The 19,428-nt window shown below is 65.6% G+C and carries 16 protein-coding genes; 5 read left to right on the forward strand and 11 right to left on the reverse strand.

What is annotated here, in order from left to right:
• Positions 1–71: 71 nt before the first annotated feature.
• From IVB46_RS31455 to trxA, 5 genes are all read left to right on the forward strand, one after another.
• Positions 72–389 (forward strand): PilZ domain-containing protein, encoded by a 318-nt coding sequence (locus IVB46_RS31455; protein ID WP_014490931.1) that lies wholly within the window; start codon positions 72–74, stop codon positions 387–389.
• A 155-nt stretch (positions 390–544) separates the two neighbouring features.
• The gene (locus tag IVB46_RS31460) at positions 545–1,267 is read left to right on the forward strand and encodes a nucleotidyltransferase family protein (protein ID WP_247306100.1); all 723 of its coding nucleotides are present in this window, start codon (positions 545–547) and stop codon (positions 1,265–1,267) included.
• Positions 1,268–1,499: 232 nt separating this feature from the next.
• Positions 1,500–4,646, forward strand: coding sequence for a double-strand break repair protein AddB (gene addB, locus IVB46_RS31465; RefSeq protein WP_247344214.1), 3,147 nt, complete (start codon positions 1,500–1,502; stop codon positions 4,644–4,646).
• Complete coding sequence (addA, locus tag IVB46_RS31470) at positions 4,640–8,149, forward strand: double-strand break repair helicase AddA (protein ID WP_247306112.1); 3,510 nt, start codon at positions 4,640–4,642, stop codon at positions 8,147–8,149. Before addB ends, addA begins: the two co-directional genes overlap by 7 nt.
• A 67-nt stretch (positions 8,150–8,216) precedes the next feature.
• The gene (trxA, locus tag IVB46_RS31475) at positions 8,217–8,537 is read left to right on the forward strand and encodes a thioredoxin (protein WP_008540017.1); all 321 of its coding nucleotides are present in this window, start codon (positions 8,217–8,219) and stop codon (positions 8,535–8,537) included.
• A gap of 74 nt (positions 8,538–8,611) precedes the next feature.
• Here the strand turns inward: trxA and IVB46_RS31480 are convergent, their stop codons facing one another.
• From IVB46_RS31480 to rpsA, 11 genes are all read right to left on the reverse strand, one after another.
• A complete protein-coding gene (locus IVB46_RS31480; RefSeq protein WP_247306115.1) occupies positions 8,612–9,040 on the reverse strand; it encodes an SRPBCC family protein in 429 nt (142 codons plus the stop codon).
• A 79-nt stretch (positions 9,041–9,119) separates the two neighbouring features.
• Positions 9,120–9,860, reverse strand: coding sequence for a metallophosphoesterase family protein (locus IVB46_RS31485; protein ID WP_247306117.1), 741 nt, complete (start codon positions 9,858–9,860; stop codon positions 9,120–9,122).
• Positions 9,861–10,023: 163 nt separating this feature from the next.
• A complete protein-coding gene (locus tag IVB46_RS31490; RefSeq protein WP_247306120.1) occupies positions 10,024–11,367 on the reverse strand; it encodes a folylpolyglutamate synthase/dihydrofolate synthase family protein in 1,344 nt (447 codons plus the stop codon).
• Positions 11,364–12,305, reverse strand: a complete 942-nt coding sequence (gene accD, locus IVB46_RS31495) for an acetyl-CoA carboxylase, carboxyltransferase subunit beta (protein ID WP_028149802.1) — start codon at positions 12,303–12,305, stop codon at positions 11,364–11,366. Before accD ends, IVB46_RS31490 begins: the two co-directional genes overlap by 4 nt.
• A 112-nt stretch (positions 12,306–12,417) precedes the next feature.
• Positions 12,418–13,254: a tryptophan synthase subunit alpha gene (trpA, locus tag IVB46_RS31500; RefSeq protein WP_247306123.1), complete on the reverse strand. Its 837-nt coding sequence runs from the start codon at positions 13,252–13,254 to the stop codon at positions 12,418–12,420.
• The gene (trpB, locus tag IVB46_RS31505; protein ID WP_028149800.1) at positions 13,251–14,468 is read right to left on the reverse strand and encodes a tryptophan synthase subunit beta; all 1,218 of its coding nucleotides are present in this window, start codon (positions 14,466–14,468) and stop codon (positions 13,251–13,253) included. The genes trpA and trpB overlap by 4 nt, the downstream gene beginning before the upstream one ends.
• Positions 14,465–15,136: a phosphoribosylanthranilate isomerase gene (locus IVB46_RS31510; protein WP_135214039.1), complete on the reverse strand. Its 672-nt coding sequence runs from the start codon at positions 15,134–15,136 to the stop codon at positions 14,465–14,467. Before IVB46_RS31510 ends, trpB begins: the two co-directional genes overlap by 4 nt.
• A gap of 66 nt (positions 15,137–15,202) precedes the next feature.
• Positions 15,203–15,595, reverse strand: a complete 393-nt coding sequence (locus tag IVB46_RS31515) for a lipopolysaccharide assembly protein LapA domain-containing protein (RefSeq protein ID WP_247306143.1) — start codon at positions 15,593–15,595, stop codon at positions 15,203–15,205.
• A gap of 71 nt (positions 15,596–15,666) precedes the next feature.
• Positions 15,667–15,972 (reverse strand): integration host factor subunit beta, encoded by a 306-nt coding sequence (locus tag IVB46_RS31520; protein WP_007598410.1) that lies wholly within the window; start codon positions 15,970–15,972, stop codon positions 15,667–15,669.
• Between the two features lie 171 nt (positions 15,973–16,143).
• Positions 16,144–17,124, reverse strand: coding sequence for a signal peptide peptidase SppA (sppA, locus tag IVB46_RS31525; RefSeq protein ID WP_028149797.1), 981 nt, complete (start codon positions 17,122–17,124; stop codon positions 16,144–16,146).
• A 397-nt stretch (positions 17,125–17,521) separates the two neighbouring features.
• The gene (rpsA, locus tag IVB46_RS31530) at positions 17,522–19,225 is read right to left on the reverse strand and encodes a 30S ribosomal protein S1 (RefSeq protein WP_247344216.1); all 1,704 of its coding nucleotides are present in this window, start codon (positions 19,223–19,225) and stop codon (positions 17,522–17,524) included.
• Positions 19,226–19,428: the final 203 nt, after the last annotated feature.

Here is a 19,428-nt window from a genome sequence, read left to right on the forward strand (position 1 = left end):
GCCTGTTAGCCATCGCATCGGTATCATCGCCCGCAGGCAGCCGGACAAGGACGGGGCTGGAGCAAGGGCAGATGGCGGTCAAGACGGACCATCGTGGCAACAGCCGGGTTGTTTTCGAGCGCGGGATACCGGCCCAGATGATGGGGATCGACGGCACCTGGCGGCGCGAGTGCACCATGGAGGACGTCTCCGAGAGCGGTGCCAAGCTGACCATCGACGGCTCGGTCGAGGGCCTGCATCTGAAGGAATTTTTTCTCCTGCTGTCGTCCACCGGACTTGCGTACCGTCGCTGTGAGCTGGCGTGGGTCAACGGCGACCAGATCGGCGTCAATTTTCTCAAGCTCGGCGACAAGAAGAAGAAGGCGCGTTCCACATCCGTTGGGGCGTGACGGCCACACCCGTCGTACAACCGTCACGGCAGGTGGTTAAGGCGGTTAAGACGCGGTGCGGCCAATTGCGGTCCGTGTTAGGATTGCTGCGTACGCGAACTTCAAAAGTTCTCAAGTCCAGGATTCCGGGAAAGACGAGTCTGAGAAAGCGAACGATGTCCGTCAAACCGACCAAAGCCATGGTGCTCGCTGCGGGGTTCGGGCTGCGCATGCGTCCGTTGACGGAGAAGATGCCGAAGCCGCTCGTGCCGGTGGCCGGCCAGCCGCTGCTGGACCATGTGCTCGACAAGCTCGGCGACGCCGGCGTGACCGAGGCGATCGTCAATGTGCACTATCTGCCGGACCAGATCATCAACCACACCGCATCCCGCCAGCATCCGCGCGTGACCATCTCGGACGAGCGCGACCAGGTGCTCGGCACCGGCGGTGGCGTGGTCAAGGCGCTGCCGCTGCTCGGCGACGCGCCGTTCTTCCATGTCAATTCCGACACGCTGTGGATCGACGGCGTGCGCTCGAACCTGGCGCGGCTTGCGGAAAACTTCGACCCTGAGCGCATGGACATCCTGCTCTTGATGGCGCCGACCGCGACCAGCATCGGCTATAGCGGCCGTGGCGATTACGGCATGCTGCCCGACGGCGCCCTGCGCAAGCGCAAGGAAAAAGAGGTCGTTCCGTTCGTCTATGCCGGCGCGGCGATCCTGTCGCCATCGATCTTCGCCGACGCACCGCAGGGCGAGTTCTCGCTGACCAAGATGTTCGACCGCGCCAACGAGCAGGAGCGGCTGTTCGGCCTCCGCCTCGACGGCGTCTGGATGCATGTCGGCACGCCCGATGCCGTGCATGCGGCGGAAGAGGCATTTCTGGAGAGCGTGGCGTAAGCCGCTCTCGTGTCCCGGACGCGGGTACCGTAGGGTGGGCAAAGCGAAGCGTGCCCACCATCTCTCTGCTTAGAGATCGGGGATACATGGTGGGCACGGCGCGAGTGCGCCTTTGCCCACCCTACGACACCTGATCCTAGTCCGGCGAACAGCGGGGACTATCTCCCCTCCACCCATATCCATTTGAATCCGCCCGCCTATATTGGCGCCTGATTCCCGAATCAGGCAGCCCATGCGCGTTTTCAGCGTTCCTATCTCAGTTCCGTTTCTGCGCACGGTCGTCTCGAGCCTGCTCGACGGCCGGTTGGTCGACGGATTCGAGGCGCACAAGGAGCCGGCGCGGCTTGCGGATGCCACGCTGTACCTGCCGACAAGGCGCGCGATGCGCGTCGTGCGCGAGATCTTTCTCGAGGAGATGAAGGCAGATGCAGTGGTGCTGCCGCGCATCGTCGCGCTCGGCGACATCGACGAGGACGAACTCGCTTTCGCCGACGAGGGCGAGCAGTTCTCTGGCGGAGCGCCGCTCGACATTCCGCCACGGCTTGGCGAGCTGGAACGGCGGCTGACGCTGGCGCAGCTCGTGGCTGCCTGGGCCAAGGGCCCGGTGCTGTCCCCGCTGGTGGTCGGCGGCCCCGCCTCGACACTCGCGCTGGCCGGCGACCTCGCACGCCTGATCGACGACATGGTGACGCGCGGCGTCGACTGGAGCGCGCTCGACGGCCTGGTGCCCGACATGCTCGACCGCTACTGGCAGCACTCGCTCGAATTCCTGCGCATCGCGCGCATCGCGTGGCCCGGCCATCTCGCCGAGATCAACCGGATCGAGCCCGCGGCGCGGCGCGACCTCCTGATCGCGGCGGAAGCGAAGCGGCTGACCGCGCATCCCCATGGCCCCGTGATCGCGGCGGGCTCGACCGGCTCGATGCCGGCCACCGCAAAATTCCTGCATGCGGTCGCATCGCTGCCGCATGGTGCCGTGGTGCTGCCCGGCCTCGACACCGACCTCGACGACGACGCTTGGCGCAGCATCGGCGGTGTGCGCGATTCGCTCGGCAAGTTCGCCGAGCATCCGGCGTCGAACCATCCGCAATATGCCATGCACGCGCTGCTGGATCGCCTTGGCATCAAGCGCAGCGACGTCGACATCCTCCAGCCGCCGGCGGAAGGCGGCCGCGATCTGCTCGCATCGGAATCGATGCGTCCGTCGGCGAAGACGGAAGTCTGGCACGACCGGCTGAAGCAGCCTGACGTCGCCGCGAAGATCGCGGGCGGCATGACAAACCTTGCGGTCGTCGAAGCCCCCAATCCTGAAATGGAAGCGCTCGCGATCGCCATTGCGATGCGCGAGGCGCGCCATCTCGACAAATCGGCGGCGCTGGTGACGCCGGACCGCGCGCTGGCGCGGCGGGTGATGGCCGCGCTGACGCGATGGGATCTCGCATTCGACGATTCCGGCGGCGACGTGCTGATGGAAACATCCGCCGGTGTCTTTGCGCGCCTCGCGGCCGAGGCTGCGACCAAGGGATTGGAGCCGCCGCCGCTGCTGGCGATGCTGAAGCATCCGCTGTGCCGGCTTGGCCGGCTGCCTGGCGCATGGAAGGCGGCAATCGAGGGCCTCGAGCTTGCAGTCCTGCGCGGCACGCGGCCGCCTGCGGGCACCGCGGGCCTGCTGCGCGAATTCAATCGTTTCCGCGAGGAGCTGGCAAAGCTGTGGCGCAAGGAGGTCTCTGCGCTCCACCACGCGGAGCCACGTGCGCGTCTGAAGGCAGAGGACCTCGATCGCATCCAGGCGCTGATCGATGCCCTGCGACAAGCGTTGGCGCCGATCGAGAGTCTCGCGTCATCGAGACCGTACGACTTCGCCGAGCTCGCGCACCGGCATCACGAGATCATGATCGAACTGTCGCGCGACGAGCAGGGCATCCCGCTCGCTTTCGAGGAGCGCGAGGGCCTGGCGCTCGCAGCCGCTTTCGACGACCTCCTGCGCGGCGGCACCACCAGCGGGTTGATGGTGACGCTGCCTGACTATGCCGACGTCTTCCAGACCGCGTTCAGCGACCGGGCCGTGCGGCGGCGGGACAGACCCGGCGCGCGGCTGCAGATCTACGGCCCGCTGGAATCGCGCCTGATGCAGGCCGACCGGATCATCATCGGCGGCCTGATCGAAGGCGTCTGGCCGCCGGCGCCGCGCATCGATCCCTGGCTCAGCCGGCCGATGCGGCACGAGCTTGGCCTCGATCTGCCGGAACGCCGCATCGGCCTCTCCGCACACGACTTCGCCCAACTGCTCGGCGGCGACGAGGTGATCCTCACCCATTCCGCCAAGGCCGGCGGCGCGCCGGCGGTTGCCTCGCGCTTCCTGCATCGGCTGGAGGCGGTCGCAGGCGACCAGCTCTGGAAGACGGCGATTCGCGCCGGCGAGAAATACGTGCAGTTCGCGGGCGCGCTCGATCAGCCCGCCGAGGTCAGGCCGGTCAAGCAGCCCGAACCGCGGCCGCCGCGCGCGACGCGACCGCTGAAGATGTCGGTCACCGCGATCGAGGACTGGCTGCGTGATCCCTACACGATCTACGCAAAGCACATTTTGCGGCTCGACGCGCTCGACCCCGTCGACATGCCGCTGTCGGCCGCCGACCGCGGCTCGGCGATCCACGATGCGCTCGGCGAATTCACGGAGAGCTACGCCACGCGCCTGCCCGACGATCCCGCGCGCGTGCTGCGCGCGATCGGCGAAAAGTATTTTGCGCCGCTGATGGAGCGTCCCGAGGCGCGGGCACTGTGGTGGCCGCGCTTCCAGCGCATCGCGCGCTGGTTTGGCGAATGGGAAACGGCACGCCGCGACGCGATCGAGTCGATCACCGCGGAGACGCGTGGCGAGATCTCGATCCGGCTCGACCACGACCGCAGCTTCCAGCTCTCCGCCCGCGCCGACCGCATCGAGCGGCGCCAGGGCGGCAGCTATGCCATCCTCGACTACAAGACCGGGCAGCCGCCGACCGGCAAGCAGGTCCGCATGGGCCTGTCGCCGCAGCTCACGCTGGAAGCGGCGATCCTGCGCGAGGGCGGATTCCCTGACATCGACGCGGGTTCGTCCGTCAGCCAGCTCGTCTATGTGCGCCTGAGCGGCAACAATCCACCCGGCGAGGAGCGCATCCTCGAGCTCAAGTATAGGCAGGGCGACGAGCCGCAGCCGCCGGATACGGCCGCCGCCGAAGCACGGGCCAAGCTCGAGGCGCTGATCCGCGCCTTCGAGGACGAGAATCAGGCGTACACCTCGCTGAACCTGCCGATGTGGACCAACCGCTACGGCACCTATGACGACCTCGCCCGCATCAAGGAATGGTCCGCGGCCGGCGGTTTGGGGATCGAGGAATGGTGAAGCTGCCGCGTCCCATTCCCGACGAGGTGCGTGCGCGGCAGGCGCGCGCGTCCGATCCGACTGCGTCGGCGTTCGTGTCGGCCAATGCCGGCTCGGGCAAGACCCATGTGCTGGTGCAGCGGGTGATCCGCCTGCTGCTGTCGGGTGTGCCGCCGGAAAAGATCCTCTGCATCACCTTCACCAAGGCCGCCGCCGCCAACATGGCCGAGCGCGTGTTCACGACGCTTGGCCATTGGGTCACGCTGGACGACAACGCACTCGACGCGGCGATTAAGGCGGTCGGCATCCCACATCCCGATCGAAAACTGCGCCGCGAAGCACGAAAGCTGTTCGCCTGCGCGCTGGAGACGCCGGGCGGATTGAAGGTGCAGACCATCCACGCGCTGTGCACCCGCTTGCTCCAGCAATTTCCATTCGAGGCCAACGTACCGGCACGCTTCGCCGTGATCGACGAGCGCGACCAGACCGACATGATGGAGCGCGCCAATCTGAAGGTGCTGCTGGAGGCCGCACGCGATCCGGAGACCGTCACCGGCCGCGCGCTGCTCACCGCGATGGCGAGTGCGGCCGACGTCACCTTCAAGGAAGTCGTGCGCGAGGCCTGTCTCAGCCGCGACCATTTCATGGCCTGGACCGACGAGGCCGGCAACGCAGAGGCTGCCGCCGCGCAAATGGCGTCGGTCCTGGGCGTTGATGCGAGCGATCGCATCGAGGACGTCGAAACGGAGATTCTCGACGGCCCGTTCCTGCCGCGGTCGCGCTGGGACGACATCGCCTTCGCGCTGGAAGACGGCACCTCTTCCGACAAGAGCCAGGCCGCTCGTTTCCGCGAGGCCAAGGTGTTTTCCGGCGCTGCACAGGTCGATGCCTATCTCGGCGTCTTCCTCACCGACGAAAAACTGCCGCGTAAGGCGGTGCTGACCAAGAAGTTTGGCGATCACAACCCATCCGTCGCCCGGCTGTTCGAGAACGAGGTGCAGCGCCTTGGCGGATTGATCGAGAAGCGCCGCGCTGTGACCATGCGCGACCGCACCGCGGCCCTGCTGCACATCGCGACCGCGGCCGCCGCAAACTACCGCCGCGAGAAGCAGGAGCGCGGGCTGCTCGACTACGACGACCTCATCGACAAGACGCTGGCGATGCTGAACCGCGTCTCCTCGGGCTGGGTGCATTACAAGCTCGACCGCGGCGTCGATCACGTCCTGATCGACGAAGCCCAGGACACGAGCCCGCGGCAGTGGGACATCGTCGCGCACATCATTTCCGAGTTCACCGCGGGCGAAGGCGCGCGCGAAGGGTTGAACCGCACCGTCTTTGCCGTCGGCGACGAGAAGCAGTCGATCTTCTCCTTTCAGGGCGCCCAGCCCCGAGAATTCGACGCACGCCGGCGCGAACTGCACCGCAAGTTCACCGCCGCCGGGCTGAAATTCGATCCGGTCGCCTTCACCTATTCGTTCCGCTCGGGCGCGGCGATCCTGCACTCGGTCGACCACGTCTTCCGCGAGCCCCAGATCTACAAGAGCATCCATTCGGTCGAGATCGGCCATCCCCTGCACAATGCGCTCGCCGATGCGGGCCCGAGCGTGATCGAGCTGTGGGATCTCGCCGAGCCCGATGACAGGCAGGAGATCGAGGGCTGGCGCGCGCCGTTCGATGGCGTCGCCGCCACCAGCCCCGAGGTGAAGCTCGCCCGCCGCATCCAGACCGAGATCAAGCAACTGGTCGAGAGCGGCACGCTGACGGGACACGAAGGCGAGCGCCGCCCCTTACGTTACGGCGACACGCTGATCCTGGTGCGCCGGCGCGGCAATGCCTTCGACGCTGTGATCCAGGCGCTGAAGCACGCCAACGTTCCGGTCGCCGGCGCCGACCGGCTGAAGCTGACCGAGCACATCGCGATCATCGACTTGATGAATCTTGCGGACGCGCTGCTGCTGCCGCAGGACGATCTCGCGCTCGCGGTTGCGCTGAAGAGCCCTCTGTTCGGGCTCGATGACGACGACCTGTTTCAGCTCGCCTGGGGCCGCAAGGGCTCGCTGCGCCGCGCGCTTGGCGAACATGCGGCCACAAGCGAGACGTTCGCGACGGCACTGCGGCGGCTTGAGACCTGCGAGGCGCGGTCGCGCGACGAGACTCCGTTCGCGTTCTATGCCTGGCTGCTCGGCGGCGACGGCGGACGAGCGCGCATCCTGCGCAGGCTCGGCCATGAGGCCAACGACGCGCTCGACGAGTTCCTGGAGCTGGCGCTGAATTACGAGCGCAAGGCACCGGCCTCCCTGCAGGGTTTCATGGCCTGGCTGCGCTCGGCCGACACCGAGGTGAAGCGCGACATGGAGATCTCGCGCGACGAGGTGCGGGTTATGACGGTGCACGGCGCCAAGGGCCTCGAAGCCTCCGTCGTGTTCATGGTCGACACGACATCATCGCCCGCGGATTCGCAGCGGGTCCGGCTGATCCACGTGCCGCGCGGCAATGGCGGCGAGGTCGTGGTCTGGGCCGGGCGCAAGGCCGATGATCCCAAGCCCGTCGCCGACGCACGCAAGGCGATGATCGAGGAGACCGAGGACGAGTATCGCCGCCTGCTCTATGTCGCGATGACGCGCGCGGCCGATCGGCTGATCGTCGGCGGCTGCATGCCCGGCAACATGAAGACGGTGCGCAAGCTGAGCTGGTACGACCTCATCGACACCGGGCTCACCGGCTCGGGCCTGGACAAGCAGACGATCGAGACGCCGCTCGGCAAGGTGACCCGATTCGCCCGGCCGGCGGATGTCGCGGCGCTGGGCACGCCTGCGATGGCGGTGGACCAATCGATCGCATTGCCAGACTGGCTGCGGACGCCGTTACCGCACGAGAGCGTCGATGACGATCCCGTGCGCCCCTCCGGCCAGTCGGCCGAGGACGGCCGTAGCGTGCGGTCAGGCGAATCGGTGCAGTCGCGCGCGGTGGCGCTGCAGCGCGGCACGCTGGTGCACCGGCTGCTGCAATCCCTCCCCGACATCGCCCCCGAGCGCCGGCGCGACGCCGCGCTTGGCTTCATGGCGCGCAATGCACCCGACTGGACGGAGGCCGACCGGACCGCGCTGGCCGACAAGGTTCTCGCCCTGATCGCCGAACCGCGCTTTGCCCCGGTGTTTGCCGCCGGCAGCCGTGCCGAGGTCTCGATCGTCGGCCGATTGGACCGGCCGGGGCGGCCGCCAGCGCTGGTGTCGGGGCAGATTGACCGGCTGGTCGTTCGTCCGGATGAGGTTCTGATCGTCGATTTCAAGACCAACCAGGCGGCGCCCAAAAGCGCCGCGGAGGCGCCTGCCGCCTATGTCCGGCAGCTTGCGCTGTACCGGGCGGTGCTGGCGCGGCTTTATCTCCAAAAGCCGATCAGGGCCGTCCTGCTCTGGACCGAGGCCCTTGAATATATGGAGATTTCAGCCCCCGCGCTGGACGCGGCGCTGGCATCCCTTCATGTCGGCGTGAGCGTCCTTGACCCGGCAAGGGGCCGTTCATAGGTTGACGCCATGATCCCAAGCGCGATTCCCATCCGCGCCGATTCTTTCAACCGAGTGAGGTACTCCAATGGCCGTTAGCAAGGTTTCCGACGCCGATTTCGAAGCCGAAGTGCTCAAGGCGAACGGCCCCGTGGTCGTCGATTTCTGGGCCGAATGGTGCGGCCCCTGCCGCATGATCGCACCCGCGCTCGACGAGATCGCCGGCGCGATGGGCGACAAGGTCAAGATCGTGAAGCTCAACGTCGACGAGAGCCCGAAGACCGCGTCGAAATACGGCGTGATGTCGATCCCGACGCTGATGATCTTCAAGGGCGGCGAGATGGCCTCCCGCCAGGTCGGCGCCGCGCCGAAGGCAAAGCTTCAGCAGTGGATCACCTCCGCGGTCTGATCCGCTTCGCGTGTAACTGAGAATTCTTCAACGGCCGGCAACATGCCGGCCGTTTTATTTTTGCTCGACGGCAATCATGCCGATCTCGTTTCGGCGAGTTTGGCGAGACTGGCGAGAACATCGGGAAAGTCCGACGCGACGGACGGACCGATCTCGGACGCTTGCGGCCCTCGCGCGTCGACGGCGTAAACGATCCGCGTGCGCCCTGCCCCAAGGGCTTCGATGCGATGGGCGACCTTGATGACGAGATCGCCGACCCGCGTTTCGTCGATGAAGCACGCGTTCTCGCGGACCTCGATCAGGTGCGAGCGCAGCGCCTCCTCGCCGGGAGGCTTCATCGTGAACCAGGTCCCGGCCGCAAATGGCCCGTCAATGTCGATCTGCTCGATACCTGCGTTCCAGGTTTTCCAACCGGGCACATCGCGGAAGATGCTCCAGACCGTCTCCGGGGCTGCCGATGTCTCGACCGCGTATTCGCCCCGCCAGACATTGTCGTCGTTCATCGCACGCTGCCCTCTTTAATATGTACGCTCATCATAAGCGCGCTTATTGAGGAGTCGAGGCAACCGGGACGAAGCGCCTCTATCCGATCCACCCCGTCGCCAATGCATTCGCCAGCTCCGGCTGGCCATTGTGGCGTGCGAGCGCGGCCATCGCCTCATGGTCATATGCGACGTGCCGGAACGTCGCCTGCCATGCACTCCCGACAAGCTCGAGGATCGCGTAGCGCGCGTGCGGCGTACCGGCTTCGACGACATGCGGGAATGGATGCACGTCGCGATAGCCGGGGCTGCCGACGCTGCCGGGATTGACGATCAGCCGGCCGTCGCGCAGCCGCACCGCGCGGGCGAGATGGGTGTGGGCGCAGAGGATCAGCGATTGGGTGATGCCTTGCGCGAACTGCTCGATGCGGTCGAGCGGCGATAGCGCAACGGTGCCGTCGGGATGCACGGTATCGAGCCAATAGACTTCGTCGTCATCAGGCGTCGCGTGGCAGAGGAAAACCTTGTCGCGAAACACCCGCGTCATCGGCTGCGCGCGCAGCCAGTCGAGCTGGGCGGCGTTGAGCGCTTCGTATGCGGGACGGTCCCACGAGCCCATCTTTTCCGGCGGCCGGTCGAGCAGATAGCGGTCGTGATTGCCGAGCACGTGCACGGCGTCGAACTGCATCAGGATCTCGATGGTCCGGCGCGCATCGAGCGGGCCGCTCAGCATGTCGCCGAGATTGACGATGTCGGCGATGCCCTGCGCGCGGATGTCGGCAAGCACCGCCTCCAGCGCGAGATGGTTTCCGTGGACGTCGGCAATCGCGGCAAAACGCATTGGCATTCTCATCACTCTCGTGCCCCGGACGCAGCGCAGCGCTTCCCTCGCGATGCGAAGCATCGTCGAGTGCGGTGCGCTGCAGAGCCAGGGCCCATGTGGCCTCTGGGTCCCGGCTCTGTGCAGCAACGCTTACGCGTTGCAGCGCGTCCGGGACAAGAGACTATGCAGGAGGCGTGCCGTTGATGCCCAGCACGTGGCCGGCAAGATAAAGCGAGCCGGTGATCAGGATGCGCGGTGGCACCTCGTAGGCGAGCTTCGCCAAGCCGCGCAGCGCGGCTTCGATGCCGGGCGCGGTCTCGACGCGCATGCCGAGGCTGCGCGCGGCATCCGCGAGGCGATCGACCGGCATCGCATTTTCGGTATCGGGGATCGGCACCGCGATGATGTGACGGGTCAGGCCAGCGAAATTGGCGAGAAAACCTTGCGCGTCCTTGTTGGCCATCATGCCCGCGATCACGACCAGCGGACGCGAGACCCGCTCTTCGAGATCGCCGAGCGCAGCCGCCGCGACGCGCCCGCCTTCGGCGTTGTGGCCACCGTCGAGCCAGATCTCCGAGCCCTGCGGTCCGAGCGCAAGCAGCTCGCCCGAGGTGATGCGCTGCATCCGCGCCGGCCATTCGGCGCCAACGATGCCCGCCTCGAACGCCGCGTGGTTGACCTTGAAACTCGGGATCGCGCGCAGCGTCGCGATCGCAAGGCCCGCATTGTCGAACTGGTGGCGGCCGAACAGGCGCGGCGCCGCCAGATCCATCAGGCCGCGATCGTCGGAATAGACCAGGCGTCCATGCTCGACATTGACGTGCCAGCTTTCGTTCGCGGCGAACAGCGGCGCGCGCATGTGCCTCGCCTGCGCCTCGATCACGGCCATCGCCTCGCCCGTCTGCTCGGCGCAAATCACGGGCACGCCGCGCTTGATGATCGCCGCCTTCTCGCCGGCGATGGAGGTCAGCGTATCGCCGAGGAAATCCATGTGGTCCATGCTGATGGGCGTAATCACGCAGGCTGCCGGTGTGTCGACCACATTGGTCGAATCGAGCCGACCGCCGAGGCCGACCTCGAGCAGCACGACATCGGCAGGGTTCTGCGCGAACAGATGGAAGGCAGCCGCGGTCTTCAGCTCGAACACGGTCGCGGCTTCGCCGGCATTGACCCGCTCGACCTCTTCCAGAGCCGCGCGCAATTCATCGTCGCCGACCAGCACTCCGCCGCCGACGCGGCCGAGCCGGAAGCATTCGTTGATGCGGACGAGATAGGGCGAGGTGTAGGCGTGGACGCGCAGGCCGGCGGCCTCCAGCGTCGCGCGCAGATAAGCGAGCGTCGAACCCTTGCCGTTGGTGCCGGCGATGTGGATCACCGGCGGCAGCTTGCGTTCGGGGTGGTCGAGCCGCTCGAGCAGGCGGTGCATCCGCTCCAGCCCGAGATCGATGCGCTTCTGATGCAGGGCCGACAGCCGCCCGATCAATTCACCGAGCGGCGGCTTTGCGCTGTCAGAGGACGCGTTCACGCGTGCGGCGCGGCCGGCGCCGTCTCGGCGGCCGAGACGATCTGCGCCGGACTGACCACCGGCTGCACGGATTTCGATGCGCCTTCCTGCGCCGGCGCCTTGGTCAGCAGGCGGCAGAGCCGCGCCAGGGTCGGGCGCAGTTCGTGACGATGCACGACCATGTCGACCATGCCGTGATCCTTCAGATATTCGGCACGCTGGAAGCCTTCCGGCAATTTCTCGCGGATGGTCTGCTCGATCACGCGCGCGCCGGCGAAACCGATCAGCGCGCCGGGCTCGGCGATCTGCACGTCACCCAGCATCGCGTAGGACGCGGTGACGCCGCCGGTGGTCGGATTGGTCAGCACGACGATGTAGGGCTGTTTCGCCTCGCGCAGCATCTGCACCGCGACCGTGGTGCGCGGCATCTGCATCAGCGACAGGATGCCTTCCTGCATGCGCGCGCCGCCGCTCGCGGCGAACACGATGAACGGCGACTTCTTCTCGACCGCGAGCTCCAGCCCGCGCACGATGGCTTCACCCGCGGCCATGCCGAGCGAGCCGCCCATGAAATCGAAATCCTGCACAGCGACGACGACGGCGGCGCCTTCGAGCTTGCCATAGCCGACCTTGATCGCGTCGTTCAGATTGGTGCGCGCGCGGGCATCCTTGATGCGGTCGACGTATTTCTTCTCGTCACGGAACTTGAGCGGATCGGGCGTGACGTCGGGCAGCGCGACGTCGTACCAGGTCTCGTTGTCGAAGATCGACTTCAGACGCGCCACCGCGCCCATGCGCATGTGGTAGTTCGAGCCGGGGATGACGAACTGGTTGGCCTCGACGTCCTTGTAGAACACGAGCTGTCCGGAATCCGGGCACTTGATCCACAGATTCTCCGGCGTCTCCCGCCGCAGCATGTTGCGGATCTTCGGCCGGACCACATTGGTAAGCCAGTTCATGGTTTGCTCCGATGTGCGAGCCCCGCGAAAGGGCTGCCTGAAGGATATATGGCGGCCGGGCCTCTGCCCGGCAAGCTGCCGTGTTCGCCCGCCCCAGAAGCGGAATTATGGCCTATTCGGCCGCCTGTTTCGCGCCCTTGACGCCCTGGGCCAGGGCCGCGGTCAGCTCGGCCACCGCGTTAACGGTTTTGGCGGTCGCCCGGCCCTCGGCGTCGAGGCTGTTCTTGAGCGCGTCGACCAGCGCGGTGCCAACCACCGAACCATCGGCCTTCTCGGCAATGGCGCGCGCCGCCTCCGGCGTGCGGATGCCAAAACCAACGCAGATCGGCAGCTTGGTATGCCGCTTGATGCGCGCGACAGCTTCACCAACGGCATTCGCGTCCGCCGCCGCTGCACCGGTGATGCCGGCGATAGAGACGTAATAGACAAAGCCTGATGTGTTCGCGAGTACCGCGGGCAGGCGCTTGTCGTCGGTGGTCGGGGTCGCGAGGCGAATGAAGTTCAGGCCCGCCTTCAGCGCGGGAATGCAGAGCTCGTCGTCTTCCTCCGGCGGCAAATCGACGATGATCAGGCCGTCAACGCCGGCCGTCTTGGCATCGGCCAAAAACTTGTCGACACCGTAAATGTAGATCGGATTGTAATAGCCCATCAGCACCAGCGGCGTGACGTTGTCGTCCTTGCGGAAGTCGCGCACCAGTTCCAGCGTCTTCTTCAAGGTCATGCCGTTTTTGAGCGCGCGCAGACCTGCCGCCTGAATCGAGGGACCATCGGCCATCGGATCGGTGAAGGGAATGCCGAGTTCGATGACGTCGGCGCCTGCCTTGGGCAGCGCCTTGACGATATCGAGCGACGTCGAGAGATCGGGATCGCCGGCCATCACATAGGTGACAAAGGCCGAGCGGCCTTGCTTCTTCAGCTCGGCGAAACGGGTGTCGATACGCGTGGTCACTTGCTCTTGCCCCTCAGGATGTCGCCGACCTGCGGGACGTCCTTGTCGCCGCGACCGGAGAGATTGACGACCATCAGGTGATCTCTCGGCCGCTTCGGCGCGAGCTCCATCACTTTGGCGATGGCATGCGCGGGCTCGAGCGCGGGGATGATGCCTTCCAGCCGCGACAGCAATTGGAATGCTGCGAGCGCCTCGTCATCGGTCGCGGAGAGATAGTTGACGCGGCCGATCTCGTGCAGCCAGGAATGCTCGGGACCGATGCCGGGATAGTCGAGGCCGGCGGAGATCGAATGCGCGTCCTGGATCTGGCCGTCCGCATCCATCAAGAGATAAGTGCGGTTGCCGTGCAGCACGCCGGGACGGCCGCCCGCGATCGAGGCCGCATGCAGTTGCGTGAGCCCATGGCCGGCGGCTTCGACGCCAAAAATTTCGACGGAGGGATCGTCGAGGAACGGATGAAACAGGCCCATCGCGTTCGAGCCGCCGCCGATGCAGGCGACCAGCGAATCCGGCAGGCGTCCCTCGACCTCCTGCATCTGCGTCTTGGTCTCGTTGCCGATGATCGACTGGAAGTCGCGCACCAGCGTCGGATAGGGATGCGGGCCCGCCACCGTGCCGATGCAATAGAACGTGTTGTGCACGTTGGTGACCCAGTCGCGCAACGCCTCGTTCATGGCGTCCTTCAGCGTGCGCGTGCCCGACTGCACCGGGACCACCGTTGCGCCCAGCATCTCCATGCGGATGACGTTGGGCTGCTGCCGTTCGACGTCGACGGCGCCCATATAGACCACGCATTCGAGGCCGAAACGCGCGCACAGCGTCGCGGTGGCAACGCCATGCTGACCGGCGCCGGTCTCGGCGATGATGCGCTTCTTGCCCATGCGCCGTGCCAGCATGATCTGGCCGAGCACGTTGTTGACCTTGTGCGAGCCGGTGTGGTTGAGCTCTTCGCGCTTAAGATAGATCTTGGCGCCGCCAAGATGCTCGGTGAGGCGCTCGGCGAAATAGAGCGGCGAAGGCCGGCCGACATAGTTCTTGAGATAGCCGTTCATCTCGGCCTGGAACGCCGGATCGGCCTTGGCCGCGGTGTAGGCCTTTTCCAGATCCAGGATCAGCGGCATCAGGGTTTCGGCGACGAAGCGGCCGCCGAAAATGCCGAAGTGCCCGCGCTCGTCGGGACCGCTGCGGTAGGAGTTTGGTTTGGCGATGTTCATCGAACGCTCAACTCTTGACTTGCATCTTGGGTGGCGCGCGCGGCGCGAATGAAGGCCTTGATCATCTCGGGATCCTTGACGCCGGAGGCGCTCTCGACACCGGAGGAGACGTCGACGCCGCCGGCGCGCGTGACCCGAAGGGCCTCGGCGACGTTGTGGGCATCAAGTCCGCCCGAGACCATATACGGCAGCTTGAGTTCCAGGTTTTCGAGCAGATGCCAATCGAAGGCCGCGCCGAGGCCGCCGGGACGTGTCGCATCTTTTGGCGCCCGCGCGTCGAACAGGATGCGATCGGCAACCTCTGCGTAGCCAGGCAGCACGGCGAGATCGGCGGCGGTCGCGACCGGCACCGCTTTCATCACCGGACGGCCGAACCGCTGCTTGATGTCGCGCAGGCGCGCGACGCTCTCCTTGCCGTGGAGCTGAAGGATATCCGGCGACAGCGCGTCCATGATGTTGTCGAGCGTGGCGTCGTCGGCATCGACCGTGAGCGCGACCTTGAGCGCGCGCCGCTTCACCTGGCGGCCGAGGTCGCGGCCAAGCTCCAGAGAGACGTGCCGCGGCGACGGCGGAAAGAACACGAACCCCACCATGTCGGCGCCGGCGTCGAGCGCTGTTTCGAGCGTCTCGCGCGTGGACAGGCCGCAGATTTTGACGAGCAGGGACATGGTCTCGAAGCAGGTGAAGGCCGCGGGTCTGCGGCCGGAAAACCGGGTTTTCGGTTGCGGCCGCTTCTACAACGTCGCGCGCTGCTTGTCTCGCCCGATGGGCCCGTAAAGGCCAACCCCGGAGGGAACGGGGAGGCGCTGGGGCTGGGGCTTCGCTGCGGCCGCCTGGGCCCGCAGATCGGCCAATTCGGTCCTGGCAGCCCGTGCCTCCGCATCATTCCGGCGCGCCGCGCGGCGCCAGCGCCGCTGGCCGAGCCAGACCGCGCAGCCGCCCGCGAGGACCCCGAGGGCCGCCACCAGGATGAGGAGCAGGAACAGCGGCAACGTCACCGAGAATGACGGGTCGTTCGTAATGAAGGGGTCGAAAGAGACCGTGACGAAATGCCGGTTGGCGACGGCGAAGGTCACCAGGATCAAGCCCAACGGAATCACGATCAGCGCGGTCAGGAACTTTCGCATCTCGCTTCGCTCGCCTTGAATCAAGCTTCCGGCCGCATCGCTCGCGACCGCGGAAAACCCTGACGCCGGTCTCAGTCTGGCGCGCCTGGATCCGGATGGTCGCGGTTCAGCCGTTCGCGCATTTCCTTGCCGGTCTTGAAGAACGGAACGCTCTTCTGATCGACTGGTACATGGGCGCCGGTGCGCGGATTGCGTCCTGCGCGCGCAGGGCGATGCTTGACCGAGAAGGCACCGAAGCCGCGCAACTCGACGCGATCACCGCGCGCGAGAGCCGCTACGATCTCTTCGAGAATCGCATTCACAATGTTCTCGACATCCCGCTGGTACAGATGCGGGTTGTGCTCGGCGATACGCTGAACAAGTTCGGATTTGATCATCGAGAGATAGGACCCGGAAGCGTGCGGATGACCATTTCCGTGAAAATACTGTGATCTGTCAAGACGCTAAATGAAGGTTGGGCGTCGGGAAATTGCGTGACAAATGCCGAAAAAGCGGGCTGCCCCGCCACCCGCCAGACGGGAAAAGCCTCTGAAGCTCGCCCGGTTCCATCAATTTGACGCAGCCGGCTGCCACAGGGCCAGCATTCCATCCATTCCAAGCCGATCGACGGCCTGCGCGACGCCGGTTTGTCCGATCTGATGCGCAATCGAGCCTAAACCAAGCGCTTCCAGCGTGACGACAGCCGCCGTCTTGAGGAACGGCAGATCGCCAAAGCGGGGCTGCAGCTTGTAATCGCGGACGGTGAGGCCCTTCTTGACGCCCTTCTGCTCGACCAGCCAGGTCACGGCGGTCTTCTCGTCGCCGAGCTGATCGATCAGCTTGAGATCGATCGCCTGGCGTCCGGTGAAAACGCGGCCATCGGCGACTTTTTCGAGCTGCGTGTCATCCATGCCACGCCGCTCCTTCACCAATCCCTTGAACCAGGCATAGGAATCCTTCACCAGCGCATCGAGCGCGGCGCGCGCCTCGGGGCTGGTCGGCTCAAAACCGTTCGGTGCGGCCTTCAGCGGCGAGGATTTCACCTCCTCGACCTTCACACCGACGGTCTTCAGCAGCTCCGTGACGTTGGGAAACTGGAACAGCACGCCGATCGAACCGACCAGCGAGCTCTGCTGGGCAATGATGTGGTCGCTCGCGATCGCGGTAATGTAACCGCCGGACGCGGCGAGGCCTTCGACCACGACGACGAGCGGCTTCTTCGCCTTCAGCCGTACAAGCGAGTCATAAAGCTGCTCGGAGCCGGCGGTGGTGCCACCCGGCGAGTTGATGTGAATGATGACGGCGGCGGCCTGCGAATTCTCCAGTCGCTCCAGCGCCTGGGTGCGATCGGAGTCGCTGCGGATCAGGCCATCGATCTGGACCCGCGCGATCGAGCCGGCGGATGCGAACGTGCCGCGCGCACCGGGTGTTGCGATCAGCGCGAAGCCCGCAATCGCCGCGATCGCGATCAGCGCAGCCATCACGCGCCAGAACGTCAGCTTGCGACGAATCCTGCGGCGATCGACGATGATGTCCGAATCGAGCGACATCGGAATATCTCCAAATGAAAGGCTGGGCGCGTTGTGCCGTCACAGCGTGACCATTGGCTTATCTGGATACATCAATTGCGGCGTAATTTGAAGAAAACAAGGCTGGCGTAGCCCGGATGGTAGCCAAGCACTCAGATGTCATCCCCGCCTAGTGCGCAATTGCGCACGGGCGCGGGGACCCATACCCCCAGGGAGAAGTTGTCGCGCGAGTTGGCAACCACGAGTCTTCGCCAAACTCGATCCTGTGGTTATGGGTCCCGGGCTCGCGCTTCCGCCTTCGCTCTTCGAGCTACGGCGGACAAGTCGCGCGCCCCGGGACGACGGTTGAGTATGCTGCCTCAACAAAAAAGCCCCGGCTCGCGCCGGGGCTTTGATGGTTGCGAAACAGGCGTTTCGCTTACTTGTCGCGGTTCTTGAGCGCGGTGCCGAGAATGTCACCGAGCGTCGCCCCCGAATCGGAGGAGCCGTACTGCGCGATGGCTTCCTTCTCTTCGGCGACTTCGAGCGCCTTGATCGACACCTGGACCTTGCGGGCCTTCTTGTCGAACTGGATCACGCGGGCATCGACCTTCTCGCCGACGGCGAAGCGCTCGGCGCGCTGGTCGTTGCGGTCACGGGCGAGCTCCGAACGCTTGATGAAGGTCGAGAAGTCGGTACCGGTGATCTTCACCTCGATGCCGCTTTCCTTCACTTCGAGCACTTCGCAGGTCACGACCGCGCCCTTCTTGACATCGCCCGGCTCGGCGAAGGGGTCGCCTTCGAGCTGCTTGATGCCGAGCGAGATACGCTCCTTCTCGACGTCCACATCGAGCACCACGGCTTTCACCACGTCGCCCTTCTTGTAGTTGTCGATCACCTGCTCGCCCGGAAGCTTCCAGTCGAGGTCGGAGAGATGGACCATGCCGTCGACGTCGCCCTCGAGGCCCAGGAACAGACCGAACTCGGTCTTGTTCTTGACCTCGCCCTCGACCACCGAACCGGTCGGGTGACCTTCGACGAAGACCTCCCACGGGTTGCGCATGGTCTGCTTGAGGCCGAGCGAGATGCGGCGCTTGGCGGAATCGACTTCCAGCACCTGCACTTCGACTTCCTGCGAGGTCGAAACGATCTTGCCGGGGTGCATGTTCTTCTTGGTCCACGACATCTCGGAGACGTGGATCAGGCCTTCGATGCCCGGCTCGAGCTCGACGAACGCACCGTAGTCGGTGATGTTGGTGACGCGGCCGGTGAAGCGGGCACCCAGCGGGTACTTGGCTTCGATGCCCTGCCACGGATCGTCCAGCAGCTGCTTCATGCCCAGCGAGATGCGGTGCGTCTCGTGGTTGATCTTGATGATCTTGACCTTCACGGTCTGGCCGATCGAGAGCACCTCGGTCGGGTGGTTGACGCGGCGCCACGCGATGTCGGTGACGTGCAGCAGACCGTCGATACCGCCGAGATCAACGAACGCACCGTAATCGGTGATGTTCTTGACCACGCCGTCGATGACCTGACCCTCTTCGAGGTTCTGCACCAGCTCCTGACGCTGCTCGGCGCGGGTCTCTTCCAGCACCGTGCGGCGGGAGACGACGATGTTGCCGCGGCGGCGATCCATCTTGAGGATCTGGAACGGCTGCGAGTTGTTCATCAGCGGCGCAACGTCGCGGATCGGACGGATGTCGACCTGCGAGCGCGGCAGGAAGGCCACGGCACCGTCGAGGTCGACGGTGAAGCCGCCCTTGACCTGGTTGAAGATGACGCCGTTGACCTTCTCGTTGTTCTGGAAGGCCTTCTCGAGCTTGCCCCAGCTCTCCTCGCGGCGCGCCTTGTCGCGCGACAGCACGGCTTCGCCGAGGGCGTTCTCGATGCGATCGAGGAACACTTCGACCTCGTCGCCGACCTTGATCTCGCTCTCACGGCCGGGGCCGGAAAATTCACGCAGGGCAACGCGGCCCTCGGTCTTCAGGCCGACGTCGATGACGGCCATGTCTTTTTCAATTGCAACCACCTTGCCCTTGACGACGGAGCTCTCCTGCAGGTTGCCACCTGCGAAGGACTCGTCGAGCATCGCGGCGAAATCGTCGCGCGACGGGCTATAGGTATCAGCAGAAGTCGAAGCCATTTGTTCTCCAGTTGCGGATGTCGTGCCGGCCGTTGGGTTCATGGGCGCATCGCACACGCAGTGTCGGAAGGTCCGCAAGACCTTCGAGCGACCGCTCGTTGCTCCGGCATGGAGGCGGAACAGCGGAGGCGGGCCGGCTGAGGCCCGCGCGTTCGATACGTGGAAATCTTGGTCCGGAGCCTGGATCGCGCCGGGCCCAAACA

The sequence above is a fragment of the Bradyrhizobium sp. 61 genome (assembly GCF_023073075.1).
Lineage (GTDB): Bacteria > Pseudomonadota > Alphaproteobacteria > Rhizobiales > Xanthobacteraceae > Bradyrhizobium > Bradyrhizobium barranii.